Below are 22,500 nucleotides of genomic sequence, written 5' to 3' on the forward strand. Positions count from 1 at the left end.
GTGCGTCCTTGCTTAAGGGAAAAGTTGATTGCCGGGTCGAGGCCAGACGCTGACAACCCGGGCCGCAGCATGGGGCCAGTTGCGCACCAGATTCTCCACGGAGGTAACCGGACCCGTTGGTACTGCCGAAAAGACATCGTTTGTTGAGCCGACAACAGCCAGGAGCAGTATCCGATGACCGGTCGAAACGCCGGAAAAGTCCACGTTGATCGACACGGCTCGTGGCATTCGAGCAGACAGGTCAACCGACAAACGGTTCAATGGCGTGCCGTCAGCCGCCAGCGCCACGTTCCATCCCGGAGGTGTTGGCTGCGGCGCTCCGCCGGTCAGGCTGCGGACAAAGGGCACGACGTTTGTGCAATCCGTTCCCAGCAACGTGTTTTGAGAGGCTGCGGAACGCCATAACAGCACCACAAACGCTCCGTTTGCAGCCACTGGCCGGGTGTCTCGATGGTGCAGCGAGACATCAACGGTGCTTCGCTCGCGGTATACCTGCCAGACTGAGTTCCTGATTCGGCGGGGTACCACTGTTTCCATCAGGTCAATCTCCGAACCGGGTAACGCCGGTACGGCTGCATTTTGCCAGGGTGCCCTGTAGACACCCGGCGAGCCGTTCTCGTCAAGTGCGTTGGCCATGACGTCAGCCCACAAGGCAGCATCTATTCGTCTTGCGCCCGGGTTTGCAATGCCTCTCAAGCGGCGGTGGCGCTCAACAAGATCACCCATTTGGTCACTCCACTCTCCATTTGGGATAACGCTGGGGTAAATCCACCGGAAGGCGGTCTGGAACGCCCAGAGTTGGTAGCGCAGATTGCCGTTCCAGATGTTGGTTCCCCGGAACGATGGCGTTGTCCCTACCGGTGCCTCTGGCCGTACAACGATATCCGGGCTCGCGAAAAAGGGCTCCGCCGTGGCCCCGGGACGACGACGCGGATTTTGCATGGGGGTCGGGAACATGCGGCGGTCATCCCTCGGGTGCACCCGCACATAGGTTCGGGCGGGCTCAGCTGCAGCGAGGTTGACCTCCCAAACGCCTCGGGACTGCAAGGTGGCCCTCATCAACCTCGGCGACGTGCCCGCGCCGGACGGATCTTGCCAGATGTGAAGGTCCTGCACGACCGCTTCCGGCAGACCGTTCACGAACAGCTGCCACGGTCCGTGGGCGTTACCCGCAATTCTGGTTGCCGTCCACACCGCAGTCGAAGTTCCAACGTACACGGTATTGGGATTCGCCGGGTCAACCGTAACCGAATACGCCGGGTCGATCGGACTGGTTGCGAGAGGGGGCATGGGTGGCAGGGCCTGACCCAGGCCTGTCAGCCGACAACCGCCAGCAGCGTCATCGTAATAAAAACAGGAGTCTGCAGCAGCGGTTGGCGAAACGGCCGCCACCGCTGCGGATGTTGGCGTAGCTGGAACCGCCGGTGTCCAGGTATTGGTCTGGCCGGTTGTCACGAGATAGAAATCGCTGGTTCCCGGAACTGGAGCAATATCTGTGAAAAACGTAGCCTGCGGTGTTACCAGTGGCGCAGCCGGCGCCGCAACGCCCGGGCCGATCAACGCGGTTGACGTCCAACGCCCCGCATTACCGGGATCCTCGCTGTAACGGATAACCCCCTGATTAAATAAGGCCAACAGGGTGCGCTCATCGACCCATTTCACCGTGACCACCGGCCCAAAACCTGCTGGCGGTACCCCAAAGGCCATGTTGGCTGCAGTGCTCGGGGTTCGGTTGCCCGGACGGCCATCCCGCCACTGCACAAAGGTGCCAGCGGCGGTTATGGGTAATACTCTCCACGTGTTCGGGTTGCTGGTACCCAGATTGTCGGTCACCCAAACCCTGTTGGTCCCCAGCGCTACCCTTCCCAGGTTCCCTGCCGCACGTCGAACAGTATCGATACCCGAATAGAAGTTACTGGCATTGGACTCCGGATCGTTGTTGATCAGATTACACGGCGCTCGGTATCGGCCCGCCGGGTCACAGGCCCAATCCGCATTGGCAAATTGCCCCATCACGTAGTGGGACTGAACCGGGTGAAACGTTACCCCACCACCGTCGCCCTGCATCGACGTCTTCATCTCCCAGACGGTGCTTCCCACCCGGACCTGTCGGCCATTGTCCTGACAACCGAGCATCGAAAAATGGCTGGAGGTGGGATGACTGGCACTGAAGATAGATTCGATGGACGCAAGGCCCACGTTTCGGCTGCTGAAGGTATTGGTTTGGCCATCGCGCAGGGAAACGAACACGCCGCCATCGCAACCCACCCAGATTTGCCGGGATCCATCTGCATTGGTGGCTTTCCTGAGAGAATGAACGTCCGGGTGAACTGCATCGCCGATCAGACCAGGCTGTGTGGCTCCTGAGTTCGTGCCGACTGGCTGATCGGAAACGCCCGGAGACGGTACGAGGTTGTTGCCATTCACGTCGAAAGCCCAAATGGACGCGTTCCAGTTATTGACCTGAATGAGCGACCCGCCGATATAGACCCGGTCTGTCCGTACCGGCGGTGGAACCAGAGCCGTATTCCGGGTCGTAACGACGATGGCCTGATCATAGTCACGCTGCCCGGGCCAGAGATTGGCGGCGGATGGAATGTTATTCAATGGGTTGGCAATGGGCGCAGCATCACCCGGATTTGCTATTTGCCAGATATGGGGCACAGGATTCCCACCGGCGGGATTAGTGGTCACCTCACCGAGAATATACAAAGCGGTGTTGTCATCATTCACCGCCATGCTCATTCTTCCATCCAACCTTCCCGTGGCCGGGACAGTCGGTGCCGGAAGAAAGTTCTGCGTAATCCAGTTGAAGGTGTTGCCGTGATCGTCTGAGAACGCAATGCCTGAGCTTCGAAAACACACAAACAGACGATTTCCGACATAACACAAATCGGTCGGCGCACGATTGACCGGGGCCATGGCGGCCCCGTTTGCGGGCGGCGATGGCGCGGGGGCAGGCAACGGCAGGGCTGACCAGGTAAACGAGAGGTTACCGCCAACCATGGATCGAGTGCCCAGATAAAGTCCGCCGCCCTGGATGTTCCAGCCAAGATCCCGACCACCTGAAGTGGCTGCGATCACACGATCTCCGGCAGCTCCGGGTGCGGAGCCGGGAACGCGTACCATGCGTGTTATCGACACGCCCTCCAGAGCGGCAATGCCCGTCGCAGTTTCCCAGGGGTCCGAACTGACCGCACCGGCGGCGGGTCCTGATGCGGCGAGAATGCCAACCCCGCGAATTGCATCAGCGCCATCAACACCCTGCATCGCGTCGAATTCACCGGTACCCACCATCACAAAATCAGCACCGGCGTTGGCACCGAAGTTCACCAGTAAACACCCACAGGCGAATGCGCTGGTGTTGCCACCGAACCGCCTGGGCTCGTTGGCCCAGCCCCCCAGGGGTTCCCAGGTAGCGCCACCGTCGCCGGTATACCAGACGCCACCTTTGGCCGTGCCTGCGTAGGCGCGTTGGCCATCAGGGCTTACGGCCAGATCACGAACCCGGCCAGACACTCGCGGCCTACCCTCAGCCTGCCCCTGACGAACCACCGAGGGCCCGATCGGCACCCACCGATTGGTATTGTTGGCGGGAAACGCCATGGGGGCGGGCCCCAGGCCAGCCGAAGAACGGGCAGACGTTCGGGCCGGAGGTTCGCCGAATGGACCAATACCCTCGCGCTCCATTAACGCCTTCATGGAGGCCGCCAACGCCTGTTTGTCGGGTGAACCCGAAATTGATGTTAAGAAGCTATCCCTCGCGACCGCGTTTTTTCGCTTCTCGGCTTTCCTCTTGCGGCGCCGTGCAAGCGCTCGTTCCTGAGCGAGAGTAGGATCAACCGGTACATCACTCATGACTGATCCTCCTCAATGATCCGAATCCAGCCCTCCTGGAATTCGTGAGGCGTTCTTGGCAGAAGTGCTGACTGCGTCGCGGCAACGATGGGGTCGTCTCGCCAGGTCAAGGGGCCGGTCCGACGGGTGAACTGTTGCTTCTCGCCCAGAAGATTGACCTTGGGTAACCGAATCTCCTCAGGATCAACAAGCACCGGACCTACCCGAACAGAAGGGATAACCCGCTTTAGGCCATCATTGATCCAGGCGTCATTGAGAGCCAGTGACTTTCTCGGCAGAACGCCGGAGGTAAGGTGAACCTTGCCAGCAGGCAGCATCAACAGCGTCAGCGTATGGCAGGTACCGGGCCGGACGTAGAAAAGATCCTCGTCAACCAGATAAGGATGGTCCAGTGGCTGGACATCCGGAACATGAACCTTGCCCAGCAAACCCAACTGCCCTCGGCGACGACCGCTCTCCCTAGCCAGCGCACCGATGGACTTGTCGACGAGATGGAACTGGTCGTAGTTGTCATCAATAAAATATCCGAGCAGTGAATCGTCGCTGCGCTGGAGATCGCCCAGCCGTACCGGAAACGCCTGATCCCGGAGCGCCTCGAACGCGGCCTTGCGGGTATTCGCCGTTTCAATTGAATCCACTCGCACATCGTCAAGATCGTCGGGTACATCCAACCTCAGTGTCGCCTTGACCACAGCGATGGGACGCCCCACCAGGCCGGCAATCGATGATGACCCCAAGGTACTGAAGGTATCCACTGTCCAGAGTGTGGTGTCGATTGCCCTCAGCAAACCTGTCAGCGAGCTTTCGGTAGTCGGTAGCTCCCCCTTCCGATGCTGCACATCCGTTCTGATCACCCCGGAAACAAGATTGCCCACGGGCGTTGCATCGGGCGGCAGATCGGCCATAGGCCCAGCGCCCGGGGGCAAGGGCCTCCCCGGAGCTGGCTCCCAGCGGACCGCTCCGGTCAGCTCATGATGACTGATCTGGCCCAATGGATTACCCCTCTTATCGAAAGCTTCGAGAGATTCATCAATGTGGTCAGGTAACAGAAAGCCGGCAACAGGGTTAACCGCCAGGGTTGGCTCCAATTGATTCACAAAGGCTTCAGGAGCCAGTGCCGGGTCGCCCTGGTAGGCCGGATCGACCAACCGAAAAAGCCAGCGCCCGCCCCCCTGGATGCGCAGTGGCATCTTCATGGCAGAGGTATCATCCGGTATTTCCAGGGGTGTGGTGGTTTGAATGTCCGTGGTAGGCACGTCAAGGACACGGCCAAATGCATCCACCAAACGAAGCGCCTTAAAGGAGATGGTTCCCCCGAACAAGGTCAAAGGATCGGCAATAACCTCTGGCCGGTCATCGGCGCCAGGCGTGGAGAAGAATCCGCCCAGATAGTTCAGGCCCAGGAGTTGTTCCCTGACCCCATCCAGAGAGGCCGACGCCAGATCCTGGGGTTTGATGAAATCCGCCAGGGTATTCAATGTGTTTTCCTGGGATGCCGTCAGCGTATCGCCTGTGGCCTCCCTCTCCTGCTCCGCCGCAATCCAGCGGCTGATACCTGCCTGAAGAGCCGTCCCCAGGCCCCGATGCAGCGGGCTACGGCCAACAATCTCAATCATCTGGACATCATTGGCGTCGGTTTTTCGAACCATGTCCAGTTCATCGAGCTGCCAATCAGTCAAAGAAGTCGAGCCCTCCAATTCAATCCGCCATTCCAGCCAAAGCGGCACCCAGGGCTGTCGCCAGGCGGTAACCCCCAGTGGGCTCGGGCTCAGCCCCTCAAGGTAAGAGGCAACAGCCAGCTCAGCCGTGATTTGCTTTTTCAGGGACGTCTCCCGGAAAGAGAATTGCTGCCAGGTTTCCTTTCCCGGCGCTTGCGGATCCGCAAGGCTGCCAGACAAGGTGTACGCCCCGCTGCCGTCGTAGCGACCATCTGCGGAGTAGAGCCGGAGCATCTCTCCTTCAATGCGGCTCTGATACTTCGGGCGAACCTCGTCCTTGTCGGTGGCAGCGTTGGCCAGCCAGCGGCTGCAGTAGGGATTCAGAACCAGAGCTTCACGTACGATGGTCAACACTTCGGGCGGGATTGCGCCCGATCCCAGCGTGGGCACCAGGTCTTTCGCCTTGACCACGCCTTTGATGCCTTTCACCGCCTCATTGGGGTAACGGCACCGTAAACGGCCATTATCATCGTGGAGCCCGTCATAATGATGGCGCAGGCTTGGCTTGGCACCTTTTATGGCCAGCGACGGGGGCTGGGGCATGAAAAGACGGGGTGCGGGTCGTTCAACGGTGCGCCGGTCTTTGAGCGCACCCCGAATCGCATCGGATTTGAGCTCGATTGGTGGAGCTTTGGGCGCTTGCATTTCCTCGCTGAAGACAACTTTGTCACGCCAACGAGGCAGCGGCGACACCCGTTCGGCGGTGCTCTCCTTGCTCATCCTGGCTCGCCCTTTTCGCCCGACCGAAGTTGCGTTAACCGACGCGGAGTCCTCAACGCGCAGATGATCGAGTTTGGCTGCAGGCAAGGGTTTGCCCGGACGAGAGCTGAACATGTCGTCGTGCTCTCGCTCGGCAATATCCCGCAGGCCGTCCTGAGTGCCCATACGGTCCATCAAATCGCTGGTGAAGGCAGCGGCCAGCATTTCAGCGGCACGCCTCTGGGAAACGCTATCGCCAATGGCATCTGCGCCGAGCGCGGTAACCAGATCATCCGTATCAAACCCGGCCGCGACCGACAGCGCCTCTGAGGATGGGCGCTCGTCAATGACAGGCATGTTCTCTCCGATGGGGACGCCTGAAATCATGCCGTGAAAAAGCGACATGAAGGTGGGAGATTTCTGGGCAATAAACAACTTGGAGGCTTTATCAACCGGCAGGCCCATTTCCGGAGTCATGTCGGCGTATGTGAAAGATTCAACGCGACCTTTTGCCACAAAACTGGTTGGAGTTGCCTCAGCTGGCTGCTTCATCTCCCCTTTCGATAACAGACGTTCCAACACGGCCAGATCCGGTTCGTTGCTGGGCGGCTCGGCTTCCGGATCCAGATACCATCCAAGGTCGGCCATCACATCCAGCAAGTCTTTTTTGCTAACCACCGCCAGCGGATCTTTGTCCATGTCCGTATACCAGCCCGCAACGGTGTAGGTACCGGCATCTTTCTCAAAACCGTCTTTCGCGGTCTTTCGAAGTTCTGGCAGATCTTCCAGGGCATCATGGAAAGCGAAACGATTGGCACTGGCATGATAAGACGCGGTCCAGAGGGGCGATCCGCCTACGGTCCCGTCCAGAGGTTCATAGGTAGGCTGTTCCGAGGTACCGAAATTCGATCCGTTAAAGGAGCCCAGAGGCCGAATGCTCGCGGTTTTTGCATCGATCACCCAGCCTCTTATCATGGGCCGTTTAATCCCGACGGGGAAAAGCGCTCGCACCACAACCCAGTGGTTGGGAAGCTCTGTCATTTCCAGCTCGCCGCCTGCAGCTGATTCTCCCCCCCTCAGGAGCGCATCGGGAAGTGCCCAGTGCAGGTGAACACCATTTGCCGGCACCTGCCCCTCAGCAAAAGGCGCAGGGTCGCCAGGCCCACCGGTCACGGACACCAACGGCTCAGGGTTGGATTCTTTTGCAACATAGGCCTGAACATCGATGGGAACCAGGATGCGTTTATTCCGCCGCAAATCCGGGTCCCAGGTATTGACGGCAGCAAGGTCGGTATCCGCTCGAACCAACCAGGCCCAACGTTCGTCATACACCGCTTTGGTGAGGGTCTTTTTCTTTAATAGGTGTTTGAACATAGCTCCCCCTCACAGCTTGAATGTGGCGTTAACCATGGGCTCATAAGCCACGGTCGCCCGGAACATGGCGGATATCGGTGGAACCTGAACCTCTCCAAACACCTGCCGCCATGGGAATCGAATTAACTGCAAGGCGTACTCGGCGCTGTCCAGACCATCGCCCGCGCCGGTTTCATCATGCTCAGCCAGAGCCGCGGATAACCGCCGAATATCAACGACACCGGATGACCCAACGCGAAACGGCACATTTATGTCCTCCACGTCGAGGTAGCTGAAGTCGCTCTTCCTGCGGGGAGTTAGCGTTGCTGAGCGTTGGTTACCGTTATCCTCGTGTTTGAAGCCAAACTGGACACCCTGGCGCGGTTCCTCCAGGTGAACAACTTTGGGGACACCATCAAACAGGCAGAGCAAAACGGCGGGAGCCAACCTTTCCAGACGCAGCAGCCGGATTCGTCGGGGATCGTCCTCTTCGAACCGGGCTTCGTCGCCCTCCTCCGGGTCTACATCAAAAGCCCGAACGTGCATGCCCGGCCACCCGGATACAGCGGCGGAGCGAAGCAGAAATCCGGTGATGGGACCCGTTTGCCCAGTTAGACGTGGTGCGAGTGTGCGACGACGAACGTTGCGCTCTTCGGTATCCAGTTCGGCGCGGATGGCGCTGTATTGGGCATCCAGTTGGATACGGTCGTCACTATTCACGGTGCCAACGCTGAGCGCGCCCTGGACCAACGCATCCGTCCAACGCCGATCCATGTAGAACCAGCGAATCGATTCTTGCGGGAGTAGTTCGGAGTCCGCCACCAGATTGGCAAATGGAACCCCGTTGAGCAGCCGCAAGCTGACTAACCAGTTCCGCAGCTCCGCGGGCATCGCGGTGTTTTGGTCAATCCTGAATTCGCTGAGCGGAGCCCGTGCGTTTTTTTCCAGCTCCTGGCCGAGGTTTTCGAGTATGTCCCGGTTTTTGTTGATCATGACTCGCCCTCATCCGTGAAATCTCTGGGACGGTCCCGCAGGATCACATCCAGATTGTCATTCAAGCCCTCTCTGATCAGGCGATCTGTGACTGGAAATGCAGGGCCGGTCAGGTGTTCGTTGATCAATTCATTCGACAGTGTGCTGGACACCAGATCGACACGCTGCCGGTCCAGATCAGCCTCCAGGGTTTCCCGCAAATCGACCTTGCCCAGTTCCCGTGTAAGCAGGTCTTCTTTGGGCACTTGAACACCCCGCAAACCCTCGAAAACTTTGTTCAGGTCGCCGACGAATAAGGCCGGTTCCAGCCCCAACCCCCGAGCAAGCACAGTGGTGGGTTGACCATTGAATTCCAGAGGCCGACCCGGTCCGACTTGGGGCATTGGATTTCCCAGAAACTTTTCAGGGGTTCTCACGACAGCATCAGCAAAGAAACGCCCTGAAAGCCGGCCCAGATGGCGAAGGTCGATTTGATCAATGCCTGCCCCGAGCACCTCCTCCCAGAGAGTTCTGTTTTTTATGAGCAGGGACTTCAGTCGGGCAGCGTGATAGTCGTTTTGTCGCCACCGCATCAACGAAGCGATGATTGACGGTTGAGACAGTGTGAGAAGACGGCCCGTTTCAAAGGCAGTGGCCAGTGACAGATCTTCTCGGCCATCCGGTATAACCACTCGGAGCTGATCTGAACTATGTGCCAGTTTCAGTCGATCAGCACTGGAATTTCGGGTGGGATGCGGCACCAGCGGTCCTCTGTACCAGGACCGTACCTTGTCACCCTCACGGGTTTGGTGGCCCAGACCGACATGCCCACTTTCGGCAACCTCCAGAGGCAGGCGGCCACTCACGGATTTCTGACCTGGCCCAACATCGCCAAGCAGGCGGGAGTCCAGGTTTTCCATCAATGATCGGAAGGTGGTGTCGCCGGTCGTGGTGAAACTCCAGTGCAGTAAAACCGGGAACCGATATTCGGGGTCCAAAGGCAGGGCCTCGAAGGTTTGAATCACCCGAAAGGGCTCGGCCATATTGAGAGCAATGTCTGCCGAAGTGGAGCCTTTGGACTTTTTGATGGCCCAGGTACCGGAGCCGGAATATGGGACCGCGCCGGCCGTTGCCGCAGCGCCGGACTTGAATTGTGTCGACCGGGAGCCTTTGACGCCCGGCGCCAGAGGCACCGGCTGAGTCAGATTCTGAAGGTCGCCGGCATTGATTCCCGCAGCTCGTGGAGCCAGAGCCGTGCCCATCACCTGATGGTCGTCGTAACTGGCCATACTCTGGTGAACGGTACTCTTGACCATGAAAGGTGTAACGAACGACAGCACCGGATCCGGGGACCGGTCCAACAGCACATCGTATTGGCCCTCAAGATTCACCAGGCAGGCCAGATACTTCACCGGGGCATCATTGCCGTCTTCGTCCTTGCCCGGCACAGGCAGACGGTTGCTGATGACAACGGCAAGAAACCCGTCATCATCCCCCATCATCAGTTCGGTATCGTGGATGTCCACTTCCCGGGCATGAGCCAGCAGGTCAACGTCGTTTTTGGTGGGAAAAACCTTATCGATGATTGATTTTCTGATGGCCAGACAGTTGCCCTTGGCGACTTCTTTTAATCCATCGAGTTCAACACCCGCGGTTACACAATTCGCGACATCAACGCTGGTTTCCAGCCTGGCTTCCCCTTCGGCGATGAGCACAAGTGCCAACCAGGGTGTATTGGCGGGTGCACCGTCAAGGCGGCGCTCCCAGGGCAGAGTCCGCCTTTTGATGACCACCTGTGGCAGGCGGCTGCCATAGCTACCAAAGGAATTGGCCGGTGGATAGGTCGACAGAATCTGATCAGGCGGCAGGATGTAGCGCGGCGACCGAATCCTGAGGTGAATATTCTCCTCGTCCACCTTCAGCGCACTGGCATCCAGACTGGCCTCCGGCGTTTGCGCTGAGAATTTCTGGTTGGCCCTTATACGCCACAGTCCCGCCTCAAGAGGCGGATTCAGTTTGGCGTAGAGCTTGAATTTTCCTTCACCAACAGGCATCGCTTGCTTCCTTCTTGCTATCCTCTTTCGCCGGTCTCTGCGTGGATCTGCCCGGCGTTAATCGTCCTGTGCCGGCACCCATTCGATCTCACAGTTGCTGCCGCCAACGGCGCGCAGCCTTGAAACCGTTGCGGGCAATCCCTTTTCCGCAATCAATTCGGCCATCGCCTCAGCCGAGGCGACCGCCCCAATCATTCCCGCAATTTCACGGGCGCCGCCCTGCAGGGCCCGAACGGAAACACCGGAATAACCGGCAAGGGAATTGATTTCAAACAGCAGCACCGAGCGCGCCCCTGCCTGAACAACCACCGGCTGAACCGGCTGCCTGAGGTGCCGTGCACCGTGCAGCTCTATTTCCACATCACTGGCAGACCGACCCTCACCGGCTTTCAGAATCACACCAACACAGGTAACCGTGTGATCAAACCGGGTAGACACGGCAGCCGCACCACGCACCACATTCTGGGCCAGATGCCACCCCACGGAGGCTCTTCCGGCTGTGCCGTTCAGCGACAGAACGCATCCGGCCCCCAGCGCTGATCGACCGGTCAGGCGAACCAGTCTGGATTGATCGTGCCAGCCCACAATTCTCAGACCAGTGGCGCGACCATCGCCTCCACCACTGGCCTGCACGGCAATTGTCGCAGTGTGTTTCGGAACGGCGATCTGACGATCCTGAACCTGCTCATCGGCAACCACAGCACCATTGCCCAATAACATGACCACTCGTGCCGCGCCGGTGATCTTGAGTTCAGGCCGGGTATCTTCCCCATCAATTGCGGCATCCGGAGATCGCATGGTGACTATATCGCCCGGGCGCAGTTTGCTACCGGGCGCCTGGGGGACCGGTCCAGCTCCTGTTCCGAGGCCCTTCACATAGGCGGCCCCCGCACCCGAGCCAACCCGGCCGCCGAGATACGTCTGGCTGGCGCTGGTAACGCTGGTGCGAGGTACAGAGCCACGAACAACGACCGTCAGATCGTTGAAGCTGGACGGAGCATGGGTTGTGTTTAGTTTGATCGGCAGACTGCGGCCCAGTCGGCCGCGAACGGATTCGGTGGACGGTGCCGGACGGCGCTTGATGCGTTTATCCGCAACGGTTGTGGTCGCATCCCGCAAGGCTACGCCCGCCCCGTTGCTCATGAATCCGGTCACGAACGGCTTCGTTGGTTTGATGACCCGGGGGCTCTCATCCAGAGACATGAAGGCGGTCGAACCGTTGCTGGCATTCGACGCCTCCAGGCCATCCATCAGTGTGCCAAACATGGGTGGCGCGGTGCGGGAGCTCTCGTAGATAGCCTGCGCTTTGGCACTGCGCTGCCCTGTGGCCAGAAGCCCCTCGGGTAACGCGCCGGTGCCGTCCGCAAACAGATACTTCCGGGCTTCAATAAAGGCTTCATCAATGCTCGCGCTCTCGGCAACAACTCCCAAAGCGGTGGCCCGGTTCAGGTTGTCGGCCCGCAACGTACCGGCGGCAGACAACGGAAGTGGGCGCCGGCCTGCTTCAACCCGGTAGTAATCGATTTCCGGGCCGGTTTGCGAACTCATGTCCGCCTCGGCAACCATCTTTAACCGGCTGCCAGCGAAAATAACGTCGCCTTTCGGAATGGGACTGGAGGGTTGCTCGGGATCTTCTGGCGGCCCCCAAACACCGATCGGGAAGGCTTCCAGGCCATAGGTAGGGCCTTCCTCGGCAGTCTTTTCGTCCTTCATGCCCTCCACCAAGGGGCGCAGGTCCGAGGTGCGATCCGTCCATGTGTTTCCAACCCTGCGCTCAAGGCGAATTTCCAACTCACCCTTCAACCCGGCGGCGTTCATTGGGCTCAGCCCCATCGCTACCGCGGCGCCACTCGGCAATTTGGGCGTAATGTCCTTGTCGATGGCCGGGTTGTTGAAGTCAAACCGGGTGACCGGGCCGGTTGCGACAACCGACACTTCGAACTCTGCGAAGACTTCGAAGGGCCGCTCATAACTACCGTCACTGGAGGGTGCCGAGGTTTCACCCTCCGTGGACGCGGGCAATGCCCCCTTACCCGCTGCCCCCGAGAGCGTCCGCGCCCGGCCCGGCGAGGTTTCTTCCAGATACTTGGGTACGAACTCATCCCAACCCACGAATATGCCGCGAATCTCGCGGGAACTGCCGAACTTCACCTTGATGTCGCAAGGACCTACTTCGATGGTCGCCTTGCCCCGGAAATCAGGCCCCTCGACCTCAATGCGAGCACCAAGACTGATGCTGATTCGAATGGTACCCAGGAAGGTTTTTATCTTCACACCGGCGGAAATGCGGGCGTAGGCGTCCGCCATGAAGTAGAACGGATCGAAATAGACAATGGCATTCGCACCAAAGGCTATGCGGGCCCAGGCGAAGCCAAAGTCGGCACTGACCTCCACTGCCACCCCTGCCATCAAGGCTTCTGATGTGAGGGCAAAGTAAGAGACACCCTTGATCACAATGGCGTTGGACACCCGCCATTGCAGGCCCAACCTGGCAACAATCGGATACCCGTCACGCTGAAAGCTGGGATGATAGCCACCCAAGGTCAGAACAAACTGGCCCGCATTGGGGCCGAGCCACCAGGTAGCAAAAGCAAAGCCCCCCGTCAGTCGGACTTCGGGGTACAACAGCCAGCTATTGTCGGTAAGCTGCGCCTGAATCAGGAACAGCCCCTCCGAGGACGAGAACCGGGCTAGCAACCCCAGCTCAATGGATACCAGTGCGGCCTGGGGCCTGGGCAAAGCCATTCGAGCCAGACCAAAGAGATTGAGTTCCAACCCGTTGCCCACGGAAACCGACAACACCGCGACACCGTCCACCAGAGAAAAGCTGGTAAAACTGATGCCGGCGGCAAACCAGAAGTTACCCGGCTCCGGAGGGAAGTATTCGGCAAGCTTTCGCAACTCCTCCAATGGATCGGAGGACACGCTCGCCGCGGGATCCAGAGCCTTGATGAAGGGGTATTCGCCAAACTTTGACAGGTCATCCGGAACGCGTAGCCCCCGTTTGATACCCAGACCGCCCCCAATACCAGTCAGGAAGAAGGCGGGAGGACCACCAATGGGGCCTTGAATGGCACCGAATACAAAGAACGAAGGCAGCCCTTTGTCGTCGCTGTATCCGCCGAACAAGGAGAGTCCATACACCCCGAAGCGACCCATCAGCATTCCGACGTAGCCGATCTGTCCCTCCAGGTCTGTTTTCAGAAGACCACCAGCGATAGACAGACCACTGAAGTCCCCGGAAACACCCAGGCCTTTCAAATCGACCGCCCAGTTGGTCAACTCGAAAACGTCCCCACCGAGCCAGTGCAGGCCAAGCTCCTCAACCGATGCCGTTAGCCCGAACAGTGAGACGCGCGCATCGAACAGCAGCGAAATCCCGGTAACGGACCCATCAACTTCGGTGACATCAAAACCGAATTGCTCGAGATAAAGCGGGCCTAACTGTCTCTGGATCGCCAGCCACCAGGGGCCAGGCGGATCCCCTGCCCGCAATGAAATGCCAAGGTCGCCGCCCGGGTTCTTCTGAATCGCCAACGCCGGGCTGAAGGCAGGACAGGCCGAGGGCGACGCATCGTTTCCGGCGTCGCTCATGATGTTATTGGCAACCGCATTGTCGCCGCCAGCCGCCGAGGGCACGATGGCCAGCCCATCAAGCTGAACCTGAACGCCGCCACCTAACCCTGCCGGCACCGCCTCGCCGTATAAATGAACGCCGATGGCGTCGATACTCATAATACCCAGGTTCAGCAAAGGCCCTGCATTTTTGCCAACGCGAACGCCCAGACCAGCGATGGAGAAACCCGCATTCAGTTGAAAATCGCTGCCGACCTTTTCAACGAGCAAGATCGACAAACCCGGCGCGATTCCGGGCGACGTCACCCAGTTGGCGACCACTTCGAGATCCACCGTCGGGTCGCTGCCGCCGAGCGAAATACGCTCGCCCGGGGGCAAAGACACGAAGATGCCTGCAAGATCGCCGTTGCGGGTGAAGCCGACATCCACTTTGCCATCAATGGTAATTTTCAGGTTGTGGTCGGCCAGGTTGAAGCCGAGCTGGAACAGGCGCTTCAACAATGCTTCCGGGTCGACGATGTCGTCAAACAAAGTGGGATCAAGAGTTGGTGTGCCACCGGTGAACAGGACATCCTGCAGGGCATCAACCGCATCCGCTCCCAATGTACCAAGTGCTTCCAAGGTGACACCCGCTGCCATGGAAACAGCCTGGGACAGGAGCGCCAGGGCCACAGCTGCGGGCTCGCTGTCTTCTGTTTCACCGGACGGCGACTCTTCAACAACAACCACCCGCGGCGGCGTCTGATTCAAAGCCCACCGGAACTGAACGGACTGGTCACCCGCACCATCGGTGACGAGACCAAGGGCGGCCATTCGGGAGAAACCGGCGCCGGACACGCCGGCTTCAATTTTCGCTACAGGGCGAAGAATCAAACCATTGCCAACGTCGAATCCGCTTGCCACATAGGAAACAGCAACTGCAACGCCGCTCGCGCTGAGTCGCACCCGGTCGAATCCGACCGTTCCGACATCCGCTATCGAAAGAGCCGCGGCCAGTTCAATGGCAGGGCCCGTGGGGCTGGCATCCAGAGTGATCTCCACAGGATCCGTGCTACCCAGTGACAGTCGACAGATTCCCGTCGCAGGCGTCGATGTCGAAACGACAGTACCCGCAGGGTCGAGAGCATTGGCCAACTGCGAAATTGCGGTAACAACCAGATTGGGCAGGCGGGATAAAAGTACCCCGGCGGGGTCTGCGGCAAAGGTCTGAATTCTGGCGTCGGCAAACTGATTGGATTCCAGAAGATCCAATGCGCTACCCAACTCAAACACTGCCGTAGCCACATTTTTTTGCAGCGACGGCGTCGGGTTGGCCCTTTCGGCAATCAATGCGTTAAGCGCGACCGGGATGGCCATACCTGCTCCAGTCGCCAGAAGTGATCCCAGGCCCGGTCCCGAAGGGTAAATCTGCATGGGCGCTGCAGGGGCAGCCCGCAAGAGGTCGATGCGAATGTCTGGCGATAGGGAGATAGCAACGCCCTTCCCATCAAAGGTCGCCGAACTGGAAACGAGGGTGCTAATCGAGCCGTTGGTGGCTATGGACAGGCCGCCGCCCAGGCTGATGATGACCGGAGTCGCGCCCAATGAATGACTTGTTTCGATGGCGACGGCTACATTCAGCCGTTCTGAGGCCACCCCGTAGGTTACGGACACCTCATTACTGAAATCGAATCCGCCTCCGGTGAAGCCGGGTATCAACAACTGGCCGAGCGCATCGAACGCCTGAATCGCCTGGCCAAACGGGTCGGCCTTCCAGGGTGCAGCGCCTGTCTTCAGCCAACCCACCGGGTCCATAAACAACGCCCAGGGCAGCAACACCCTACGTGAGGGCAGTTCAGAAGGCGGCGCCAGCAAATCCAGGCCATCCATTATCACCTCAATGGCGACCCTCGCATCGTCAGAAGCGGTTTCGCGGAGGTGATCAACTAATCCCGCCAGAAGCGTTGACGGGATGAATCCCGCTCCCAGTTTCGCCAGGGCGGCCTGCTCGGAAGTGCTTAGCGATGAGAGAAGATTGATTGACGTCGCGGACAATGAACCGGGAGTTTGCCAGGCAATAGTCAGGGCGGGTGAAACTCCACCCGTTGCTGCACTGGCTACAAGCCGAAGACCACCCACATCCGGCTCGATTGCGCCGATGGAGCCGGAGATGGAGACCGAGGATGCCGAAGCAAATAGCGTCAGGCCCAGTGGAACAAGGTCTGCCGCCACATGGTTTACGTCCAGAGCAAAGGCGCGGGAGTTCAGATCGACGGCAATGGTTGCCGCATCGAGTGCCCAGGATATCTCGGCGCCTGCGCCACCAAATCCGCCAAGCGCCCTTAGTGCGCCGGCAAGGTTGGCCGGAGATGCATCTACCGCCGCGTTGATTGCGGCACTGGTATCCAGAATAAGCTGATCAAAACCTTCCGGATCATAACCACCTCCGGCAACCAGCCCGATGTCGGCAAGCAGTTGGCTGAGATCCGGAGATGCCGCAGCCAAGCGCCCCACAACTTCGGCCAGAATCAAATGAACCTCAGACGTGGGCAAGCTCGGCGAGGCTACACCAGCCCCGCTTTCAATCACCCACTGGTCCCGCCGCACCCCGAAGCAGTTGGCCTCGTGCAGAACTATCCGGGCGCCAGATACCCGCGTGCTTCCGGCCAAGGGCAGGTACAACCGGGCAGATACCCAGCGCACCTCAATGTCGTTCTGGCCGGCGCCCGGGCCACCAACAAGCCAACCATCCTGAACGCCGAAATGCAGATCCACGATGACCTGCCTATCTGTTTGCACCTCAAAGCCATCGCCACCGGGGCCTCGATCGCAGGTCGCCAGTTCCAGGATGGCCCCCGCCCCGAGGAAGACGCCGCCGAGATTGGCATCAATAACTGGCAGATCCACACCGGCGTGCAGTTTGGTTGGTGGCGTTGCCGGAGGCTCATAGGTTTCGTGGCGGTAGGCAATGGCACCGGCAACGGTTGCAGCAAGACCGGCTTCCAGGGCTTCGGCGTCAAGGGCGCCGAATACCGCGTCTACCGGAAGGCCGGACCGGATCGCTTGCTGGTCCGCCCGCAAAAGCTCATCAAGGCTGTCGGGTGTTAAACCGGCGGCCCGGGACGCCCGCTCAAGAACATAGCCAAACTGCAAGAGGGCGTTGGATTCTCCGGCAATCTCCTCTTCGTTAATCGTCTCGGGCTCTGGTCGCTGGAGCTGCAAGAGGAGCCGCAACGCGTCGCCGCTCAACCCCGACAACAAGCCATTCAGGGAAACCGGCGCCCAGGGCGCGCCTACCGTTACCACCCGATCAATCGAAGTGATCGTACTTGCCGCCTTGATGGCAGCCGCCCCGGCGGAACCGAAGGCAACAACCGTTATGGGCGTGGCCCGATCCTGCAACACCTCGATCAGGCGCTGGCATTGCTCGTCTATGGCACCACGATCAGGTCTCGCTGCCGCGGCTGTTGTTGGATTCGGCAGGCAGATGGACCAGTGTCCGTTGGCGGACGCCGGAACGCCGGGTCCGCTGACCTCTCCCCGAACATCCAGGCTGTCGCTTCCGAAACAGGTACTCCAGAGGTCCTCACAGCCCACGTAAACCACAGAGTCAGGTGCGCTTCCGAAGGCTTCCTGCGGCAACAGGTTGATGGCACCGAATGCCACCAGTTCACGATAGCTCAAGCCTCCAATGTCGATGCCATTCACACCGGTTGGCAGCGAGGCTGGGCGGCCGATCAGGCCGTCGGTACCGGTGAAGCGATCAATTAACGCCTGAAACCCCTCGTCCAGGCGGTTCCGGCCCGTCATCAGATCGGCGAGCTCCGGAAGCTCCGTACCTGCCGTCCGAATCGCTTCTGCAATGGAGGCCAACTCCGTCGGCTCGCTGGAATCGAAATTGCCAGCTGGAGGTTGATACCGCCCGCGGTGGATGTCGCAGCCAGGGTCCAGCCACACCGCAACGCCCGGCGCCCTGGAGTCTGCGGCAATGGCGGCTCGATACGGCGTGCGTTCATTGCCATTGCCCAGCGGTGCCCACTGGCGGAAGCCGCTGAAAAGGTATGAGAGCGGGCTCATCGCCACCCGAACATTGCTGCAATTCAGTACCAGATCACCCATCCAGGATTTCAGAGCAGCTTCCGGGTCGCTCAAAAGCTGCTCAATGGATAGACGAGCTCCCTCGCCATTCCAGCCAATCAGGTCCGTAAGCGCGGTGATAATCGGCGAGCCCAGTCGCCGAAGCAACGCGGCCACCGCGTTTTCGATGCCCCCCCAATCCGCGCTAAAGCGGACCGTGCCATCGCTGCTGAACTCAGGCAGCGGCAACGGAACTTCGATGGTTGAACTGTCGGATGCATCGACGGCTTCAACTTCGACTGACAGGTCTGGCGCATCCACACGCACGGCAAAGCCCGTTGAAGCCCCCCAAACCACCGAGGCACCGATCGACCGGGCCGAGACATCAACCTGCCCCATATCCAGCCTGAGATCAGATCCATCGGCTTCCCGCAGCCGGGTGCCAGCGTTAATTCGGCTCAGGAACTCCGCACTCGGCGCCGAAAAATTCAGCCGCAACAACCTTGCGCTGACAAAAACGTCTGATCGCTTGTCGTCCAGAACAGTGTTTTCGAGGCGAGCTTCCAAATCAAAATTGATCCAATCACCGTCGATCGAAACCTCAAGCGCTACAGGGTCCAGATCAATGCTCCAGGGATCCGCTGCCGTCCCGGCGCCCGAAACACTGGTTGAGTTACCGGTGATGAGTTCCTGGGTTGACGTTAAAACAACCGCCATGGCTGCCGGCGAGGCAACGAGTGAATTCCAGTAGGCGGCCGTTTTACCCAGAGGGTCGGTCAGGAGTTCGATCGCCGAAGGGCCGGAGATACCGGTGGGCGGATCAAGCCCCAGCAGTTGGGAACAGATCTCGCCGGGGCGACCCAGAGTGGCCAATGCCGAAACCAAAGCACCGTCGACCAGGCTCTCGGCGGCGTCCAGCGCGGCATCGGGAGACGACAGATCCAATAGCTCATGATTGGTGCCGCCGAGCGTGACGTTGTGAGCCGTCAATGCAAAAGCCGGTTTTCCGCCGGTCAGAGTAATACCGGTTTTGATTGATCCAATTGCCGGGTCGCCCGCAAGCAGTGGCGACCCCATGCCCGCTACCTGCCCGAATACAGCAAGAAGCGACAAATTCGGCACGGCTTTGATACTGCCATCCAGGGTTGCCAGCGTAAGCAGGTCCACCTGCGCCTTCACTTCCGCCCCGGCCTGAGGTCTGAGCGAACCTTCCAGCCAGGGCGTGATGATCAATCCCCCGGCAGCTGACGACGCCACACGTAAACCAACGGCTCCGGCCAATGATCCGTCACTGAACTCAATGGCGCTTCGGCCAGAATTGACAGTACCGCCCAGCAGCGTGGCCCACTGGCCGAGCCAGGCATTGCGAGCGGGTGCGGAAGAAAGGATGGATTCAATCCAGCCGGTCAGCGCAGACACGCCATTTGTAATCAGTGACTCCAGCGGAAATGGTGGAATATTCGGAACAGATCTTAATCCCGCCAAACCGGTGAGCGCCGCAAACGGAGCGGTCGCCGCATTGGTGGTATCGAGCGCCTCGGCCTGGGCCTGAATCAGGCCCGTCATGAATTCCAGAAAATCGGAGCCCAGCTCGTTAATGTTATCCACGGTGAGCTCAAAATCCCTGGGCGCATTGGTGCCAGGGAGCTGAAGCCGTTCAAAACCGAGACTGAATTCCAGATCATCAGAGGGGCTGGTTGGAACGTCCACACCCACGGATACGGCGCCAATGTATAGGTCCCCTGGCGCAGGGGCATCGTTGGAAATAATGACTTTGATGGCTAATTCGATGTGCGCGTCGTCCCGACCCAACACCAGCCAATCGGGTTGCGCCCCGGAAATGTCCAGCGCTCCAGCGCCTTCCCGTTCGAACTGGAATACCGGAACATAGGCACTTACAGAGATTGCGGGCACTGAGCTAGCGCTGTCGTATTCGATGCCAAATCCGACTCTGGCGCCGTTGTCGGCCTCCTCCACCACTACGAAAACAGTCGCACCGGAGTCGCTGAAAAGCGGGACCCAGATAGCGCCCCCTTGCTCTTCCCTGTCCGGTGCTCCCAGCACGTCATCAACAAAAGCGATCAATGCCTCTCGCTGCTCGTCGAGGTACATCATCGAACTGAGGCCGCGCTTGCTACCGTTGGGATTGCCTAACGGGTCCTGGAACCAGTCACCCTGTAGTTCACCGTCTCGGGTCAGGCCAACTGCTTCCGCCAGTGTGCCAAAAACGTCCAGATTCTGGTCAGCACCCATGTCAGACTCCCGGCATCAGTGAAAACCGGGCAACAGGTTGCACCAGCATTTTGTTCGGAGCAGCGGCGATCGCGCCAGGAACCAGCGGCAAACCACGCTTGTCGTTGCCAACCTCGGCGCAGAACACGGAAGCGACTTCCAGCACGGACTCCCAGGCGAACGCCTGAATCGCGTCCCGCCAGGCCAATATAAGTTCTTCCGGGCCCTCGAGGTCTTCGAACGTGGACATAACAAGGCCGCTTGGCGACTGTTTGGTGCCAACGCCAATCGGTACCGGAATACTGAGCTTTCCATGCTCTTCGCATTCCGCGCTCACCGTTACCGTGATAACGCCGCTGGAGAATTGAATACGGGTTTGGTCACTGTGGATGAGCAGCTCGCTGTCGCCTTTGGTCCAGACAACCAGGGGTGTGCTGTTTCGCGGCAAATCGAGAACCAGTCGAACCACTTCCGAAAGCACACGCTGGGCGTCTTTACCGGGAACAGTCAGCAGGTCTGGTGACAGGTCACCGACATCAAGCAGAACATCAGCATCGATGCGGTTTAGCCAATCGAATTGGGAGAAGTCGACGGTGATAAAGCGGGCGAAATTTGCCATAGCGATCCCTCGCAGCGAATGTCTTGCGCAGGTTTCGAGACCGGCAGGAAAAACATCCTTCTTTCCCGTGGTAGCCGGACTGCAGCATCAAAACCCTGTTGCGTAGATTCAGGCCATAGGCCCCGGAAACAGCAAACAGCGTCATGAATTCAAGCTATGACATAAGGGAGTATAGGCAGGGTGAAGGAGGGTGCAAAAAAATTGGATAAATTTTAATCAAATGAGCCGATTAATCATACATATCATGAGTATCGGATCATGATTAACGGGCTTTCAAGGCCCCGGAATACCCGCTTCGGCGTTGGTCAAGAAAGGTCGCAGGTACGTCAAATCAGGCATGCGCCTTCCAAAATAATGTGAAAATCTGGTGACTGCGCAGAGTCATTCAAAACCTGCCTCAACCATTCAGCCACCGCTTGGCCTCAGCTATCACAGTATTCATTCTCGCCTGAAGTGATCGATTCCGGGGAACGCTGAGATACAACGTTTCGCTGACCGGGTGAGAGAGACGATGAGCTTTGATGCCCTCAGACTTTTCAAAGGCCTCAACGGCATGTGCTGGTAAAACAGCAAAGCCCAGCCCCAGGCTGACCGGCTCCAGGATCAAACCGATCTGGTTCGAGAACCCCTTTCTGGGATACAGGCTACTGTGCTGAAACTCGGTGTAATTGGGACCAAGAAGCAAGCCGGCGTGATGACTTCCATCAGGGTGGTCGATAAACCCGAGGGTCATCAACGTCTCCCAATCCGGTTCTTCGACCGTAGCAGGTGTTACCAACAGCAGTGATTCTTGCGCGATGGGCGTACAACTCACTTCCGCCAGGGTAGATTTTGCCGTCATGAATCCGATATCAACAGTGGATTCGGCGATTGCCTTTTCCACATCAGGATTCGGCGCAAACCGGTAATCAATAATGAGCTTCGGGTGCTTGCTCTGCAGCGACAACAAATGAGGATACAGCTTCAGCCCCACACTTCCCGGAGACATAAGCCGCACAGTTCCCTCATAGGGCGGGTCCTCACCAACTGTTTGCTCAAGATTCGACAACGCCAGGAGAATGTCCTGCGCCTCGGCATAAAGCTTTTCGCCGGCACCCGAAAGCGAAAATTGTTTCCCCTGTCTGACGAGCAATTCCGTACCAAGCTGCTCCTCAAGCTTACGCACATGCTGACTTACCCCCGATTGTGTCATGTGGAGACGTTCGGCTGTGCGGGTGAAATGTCCCACTTCAACCAGCGTGCAAAACGAGCGTAACCAGGTGGTATTTATCATTACTTTTCGTAATCTTTTAAAGAATAAATGATAATTTTAGCTGATAAACACCAGCATGTAACCTGCTCTCAGTCTCACTAAAGGAGGACA

At 58.8% G+C, this 22,500-nt stretch carries 7 protein-coding genes; all 7 read right to left on the reverse strand.

The genetic code is table 11. The features are described 5' to 3' along the window. Positions 1 to 12 precede the first annotated feature (12 nt). Positions 13 to 3,858, reverse strand: a complete 3,846-nt coding sequence (locus BM035_RS10975; RefSeq protein WP_139216034.1) for a hypothetical protein — start codon at positions 3,856 to 3,858, stop codon at positions 13 to 15. Further along, the gene (locus tag BM035_RS10980) at positions 3,855 to 7,649 is read right to left on the reverse strand and encodes a hypothetical protein (RefSeq protein ID WP_092031858.1); all 3,795 of its coding nucleotides are present in this window, start codon (positions 7,647 to 7,649) and stop codon (positions 3,855 to 3,857) included. Before BM035_RS10980 ends, BM035_RS10975 begins: the two co-directional genes overlap by 4 nt. Before the next feature lie 9 nt (positions 7,650 to 7,658). Further along, the gene (locus tag BM035_RS10985; RefSeq protein ID WP_092031860.1) at positions 7,659 to 8,621 is read right to left on the reverse strand and encodes a hypothetical protein; all 963 of its coding nucleotides are present in this window, start codon (positions 8,619 to 8,621) and stop codon (positions 7,659 to 7,661) included. Further along, the gene (locus BM035_RS10990) at positions 8,618 to 10,654 is read right to left on the reverse strand and encodes a hypothetical protein (protein WP_092031863.1); all 2,037 of its coding nucleotides are present in this window, start codon (positions 10,652 to 10,654) and stop codon (positions 8,618 to 8,620) included. The genes BM035_RS10985 and BM035_RS10990 overlap by 4 nt, the downstream gene beginning before the upstream one ends. A gap of 57 nt (positions 10,655 to 10,711) precedes the next feature. Continuing rightward, the gene (locus BM035_RS10995) at positions 10,712 to 20,539 is read right to left on the reverse strand and encodes a DUF6603 domain-containing protein (RefSeq protein ID WP_092031866.1); all 9,828 of its coding nucleotides are present in this window, start codon (positions 20,537 to 20,539) and stop codon (positions 10,712 to 10,714) included. Position 20,540: 1 nt separating this feature from the next. Then, positions 20,541 to 21,137, reverse strand: coding sequence for a hypothetical protein (locus BM035_RS11000; protein WP_008172101.1), 597 nt, complete (start codon positions 21,135 to 21,137; stop codon positions 20,541 to 20,543). Between the two features lie 397 nt (positions 21,138 to 21,534). Continuing rightward, positions 21,535 to 22,410: a LysR family transcriptional regulator gene (locus tag BM035_RS11005; protein WP_092031868.1), complete on the reverse strand. Its 876-nt coding sequence runs from the start codon at positions 22,408 to 22,410 to the stop codon at positions 21,535 to 21,537. Positions 22,411 to 22,500 lie beyond the last annotated feature (90 nt).

It is taken from the genome of Marinobacter sp. DSM 26671 (genome assembly GCF_900112835.1).
Taxonomy (GTDB): Bacteria; Pseudomonadota; Gammaproteobacteria; order Pseudomonadales; family Oleiphilaceae; genus Marinobacter; species Marinobacter flavimaris.

Coding starts and splice junctions, on each gene's coding strand:
- BM035_RS10975 (WP_139216034.1), bottom strand. CDS start 3,858: ATGAGTGATGTACCGGTTGATCCTACTCTCGCTCAGGAACGAGCGCTT.
- BM035_RS10980 (WP_092031858.1), bottom strand. CDS start 7,649: ATGTTCAAACACCTATTAAAGAAAAAGACCCTCACCAAAGCGGTGTAT.
- BM035_RS10985 (WP_092031860.1), bottom strand. CDS start 8,621: ATGATCAACAAAAACCGGGACATACTCGAAAACCTCGGCCAGGAGCTG.
- BM035_RS10990 (WP_092031863.1), bottom strand. CDS start 10,654: ATGCCTGTTGGTGAAGGAAAATTCAAGCTCTACGCCAAACTGAATCCG.
- BM035_RS10995 (WP_092031866.1), bottom strand. CDS start 20,539: ATGGGTGCTGACCAGAATCTGGACGTTTTTGGCACACTGGCGGAAGCA.
- BM035_RS11000 (WP_008172101.1), bottom strand. CDS start 21,137: ATGGCAAATTTCGCCCGCTTTATCACCGTCGACTTCTCCCAATTCGAT.
- BM035_RS11005 (WP_092031868.1), bottom strand. CDS start 22,410: ATGATAAATACCACCTGGTTACGCTCGTTTTGCACGCTGGTTGAAGTG.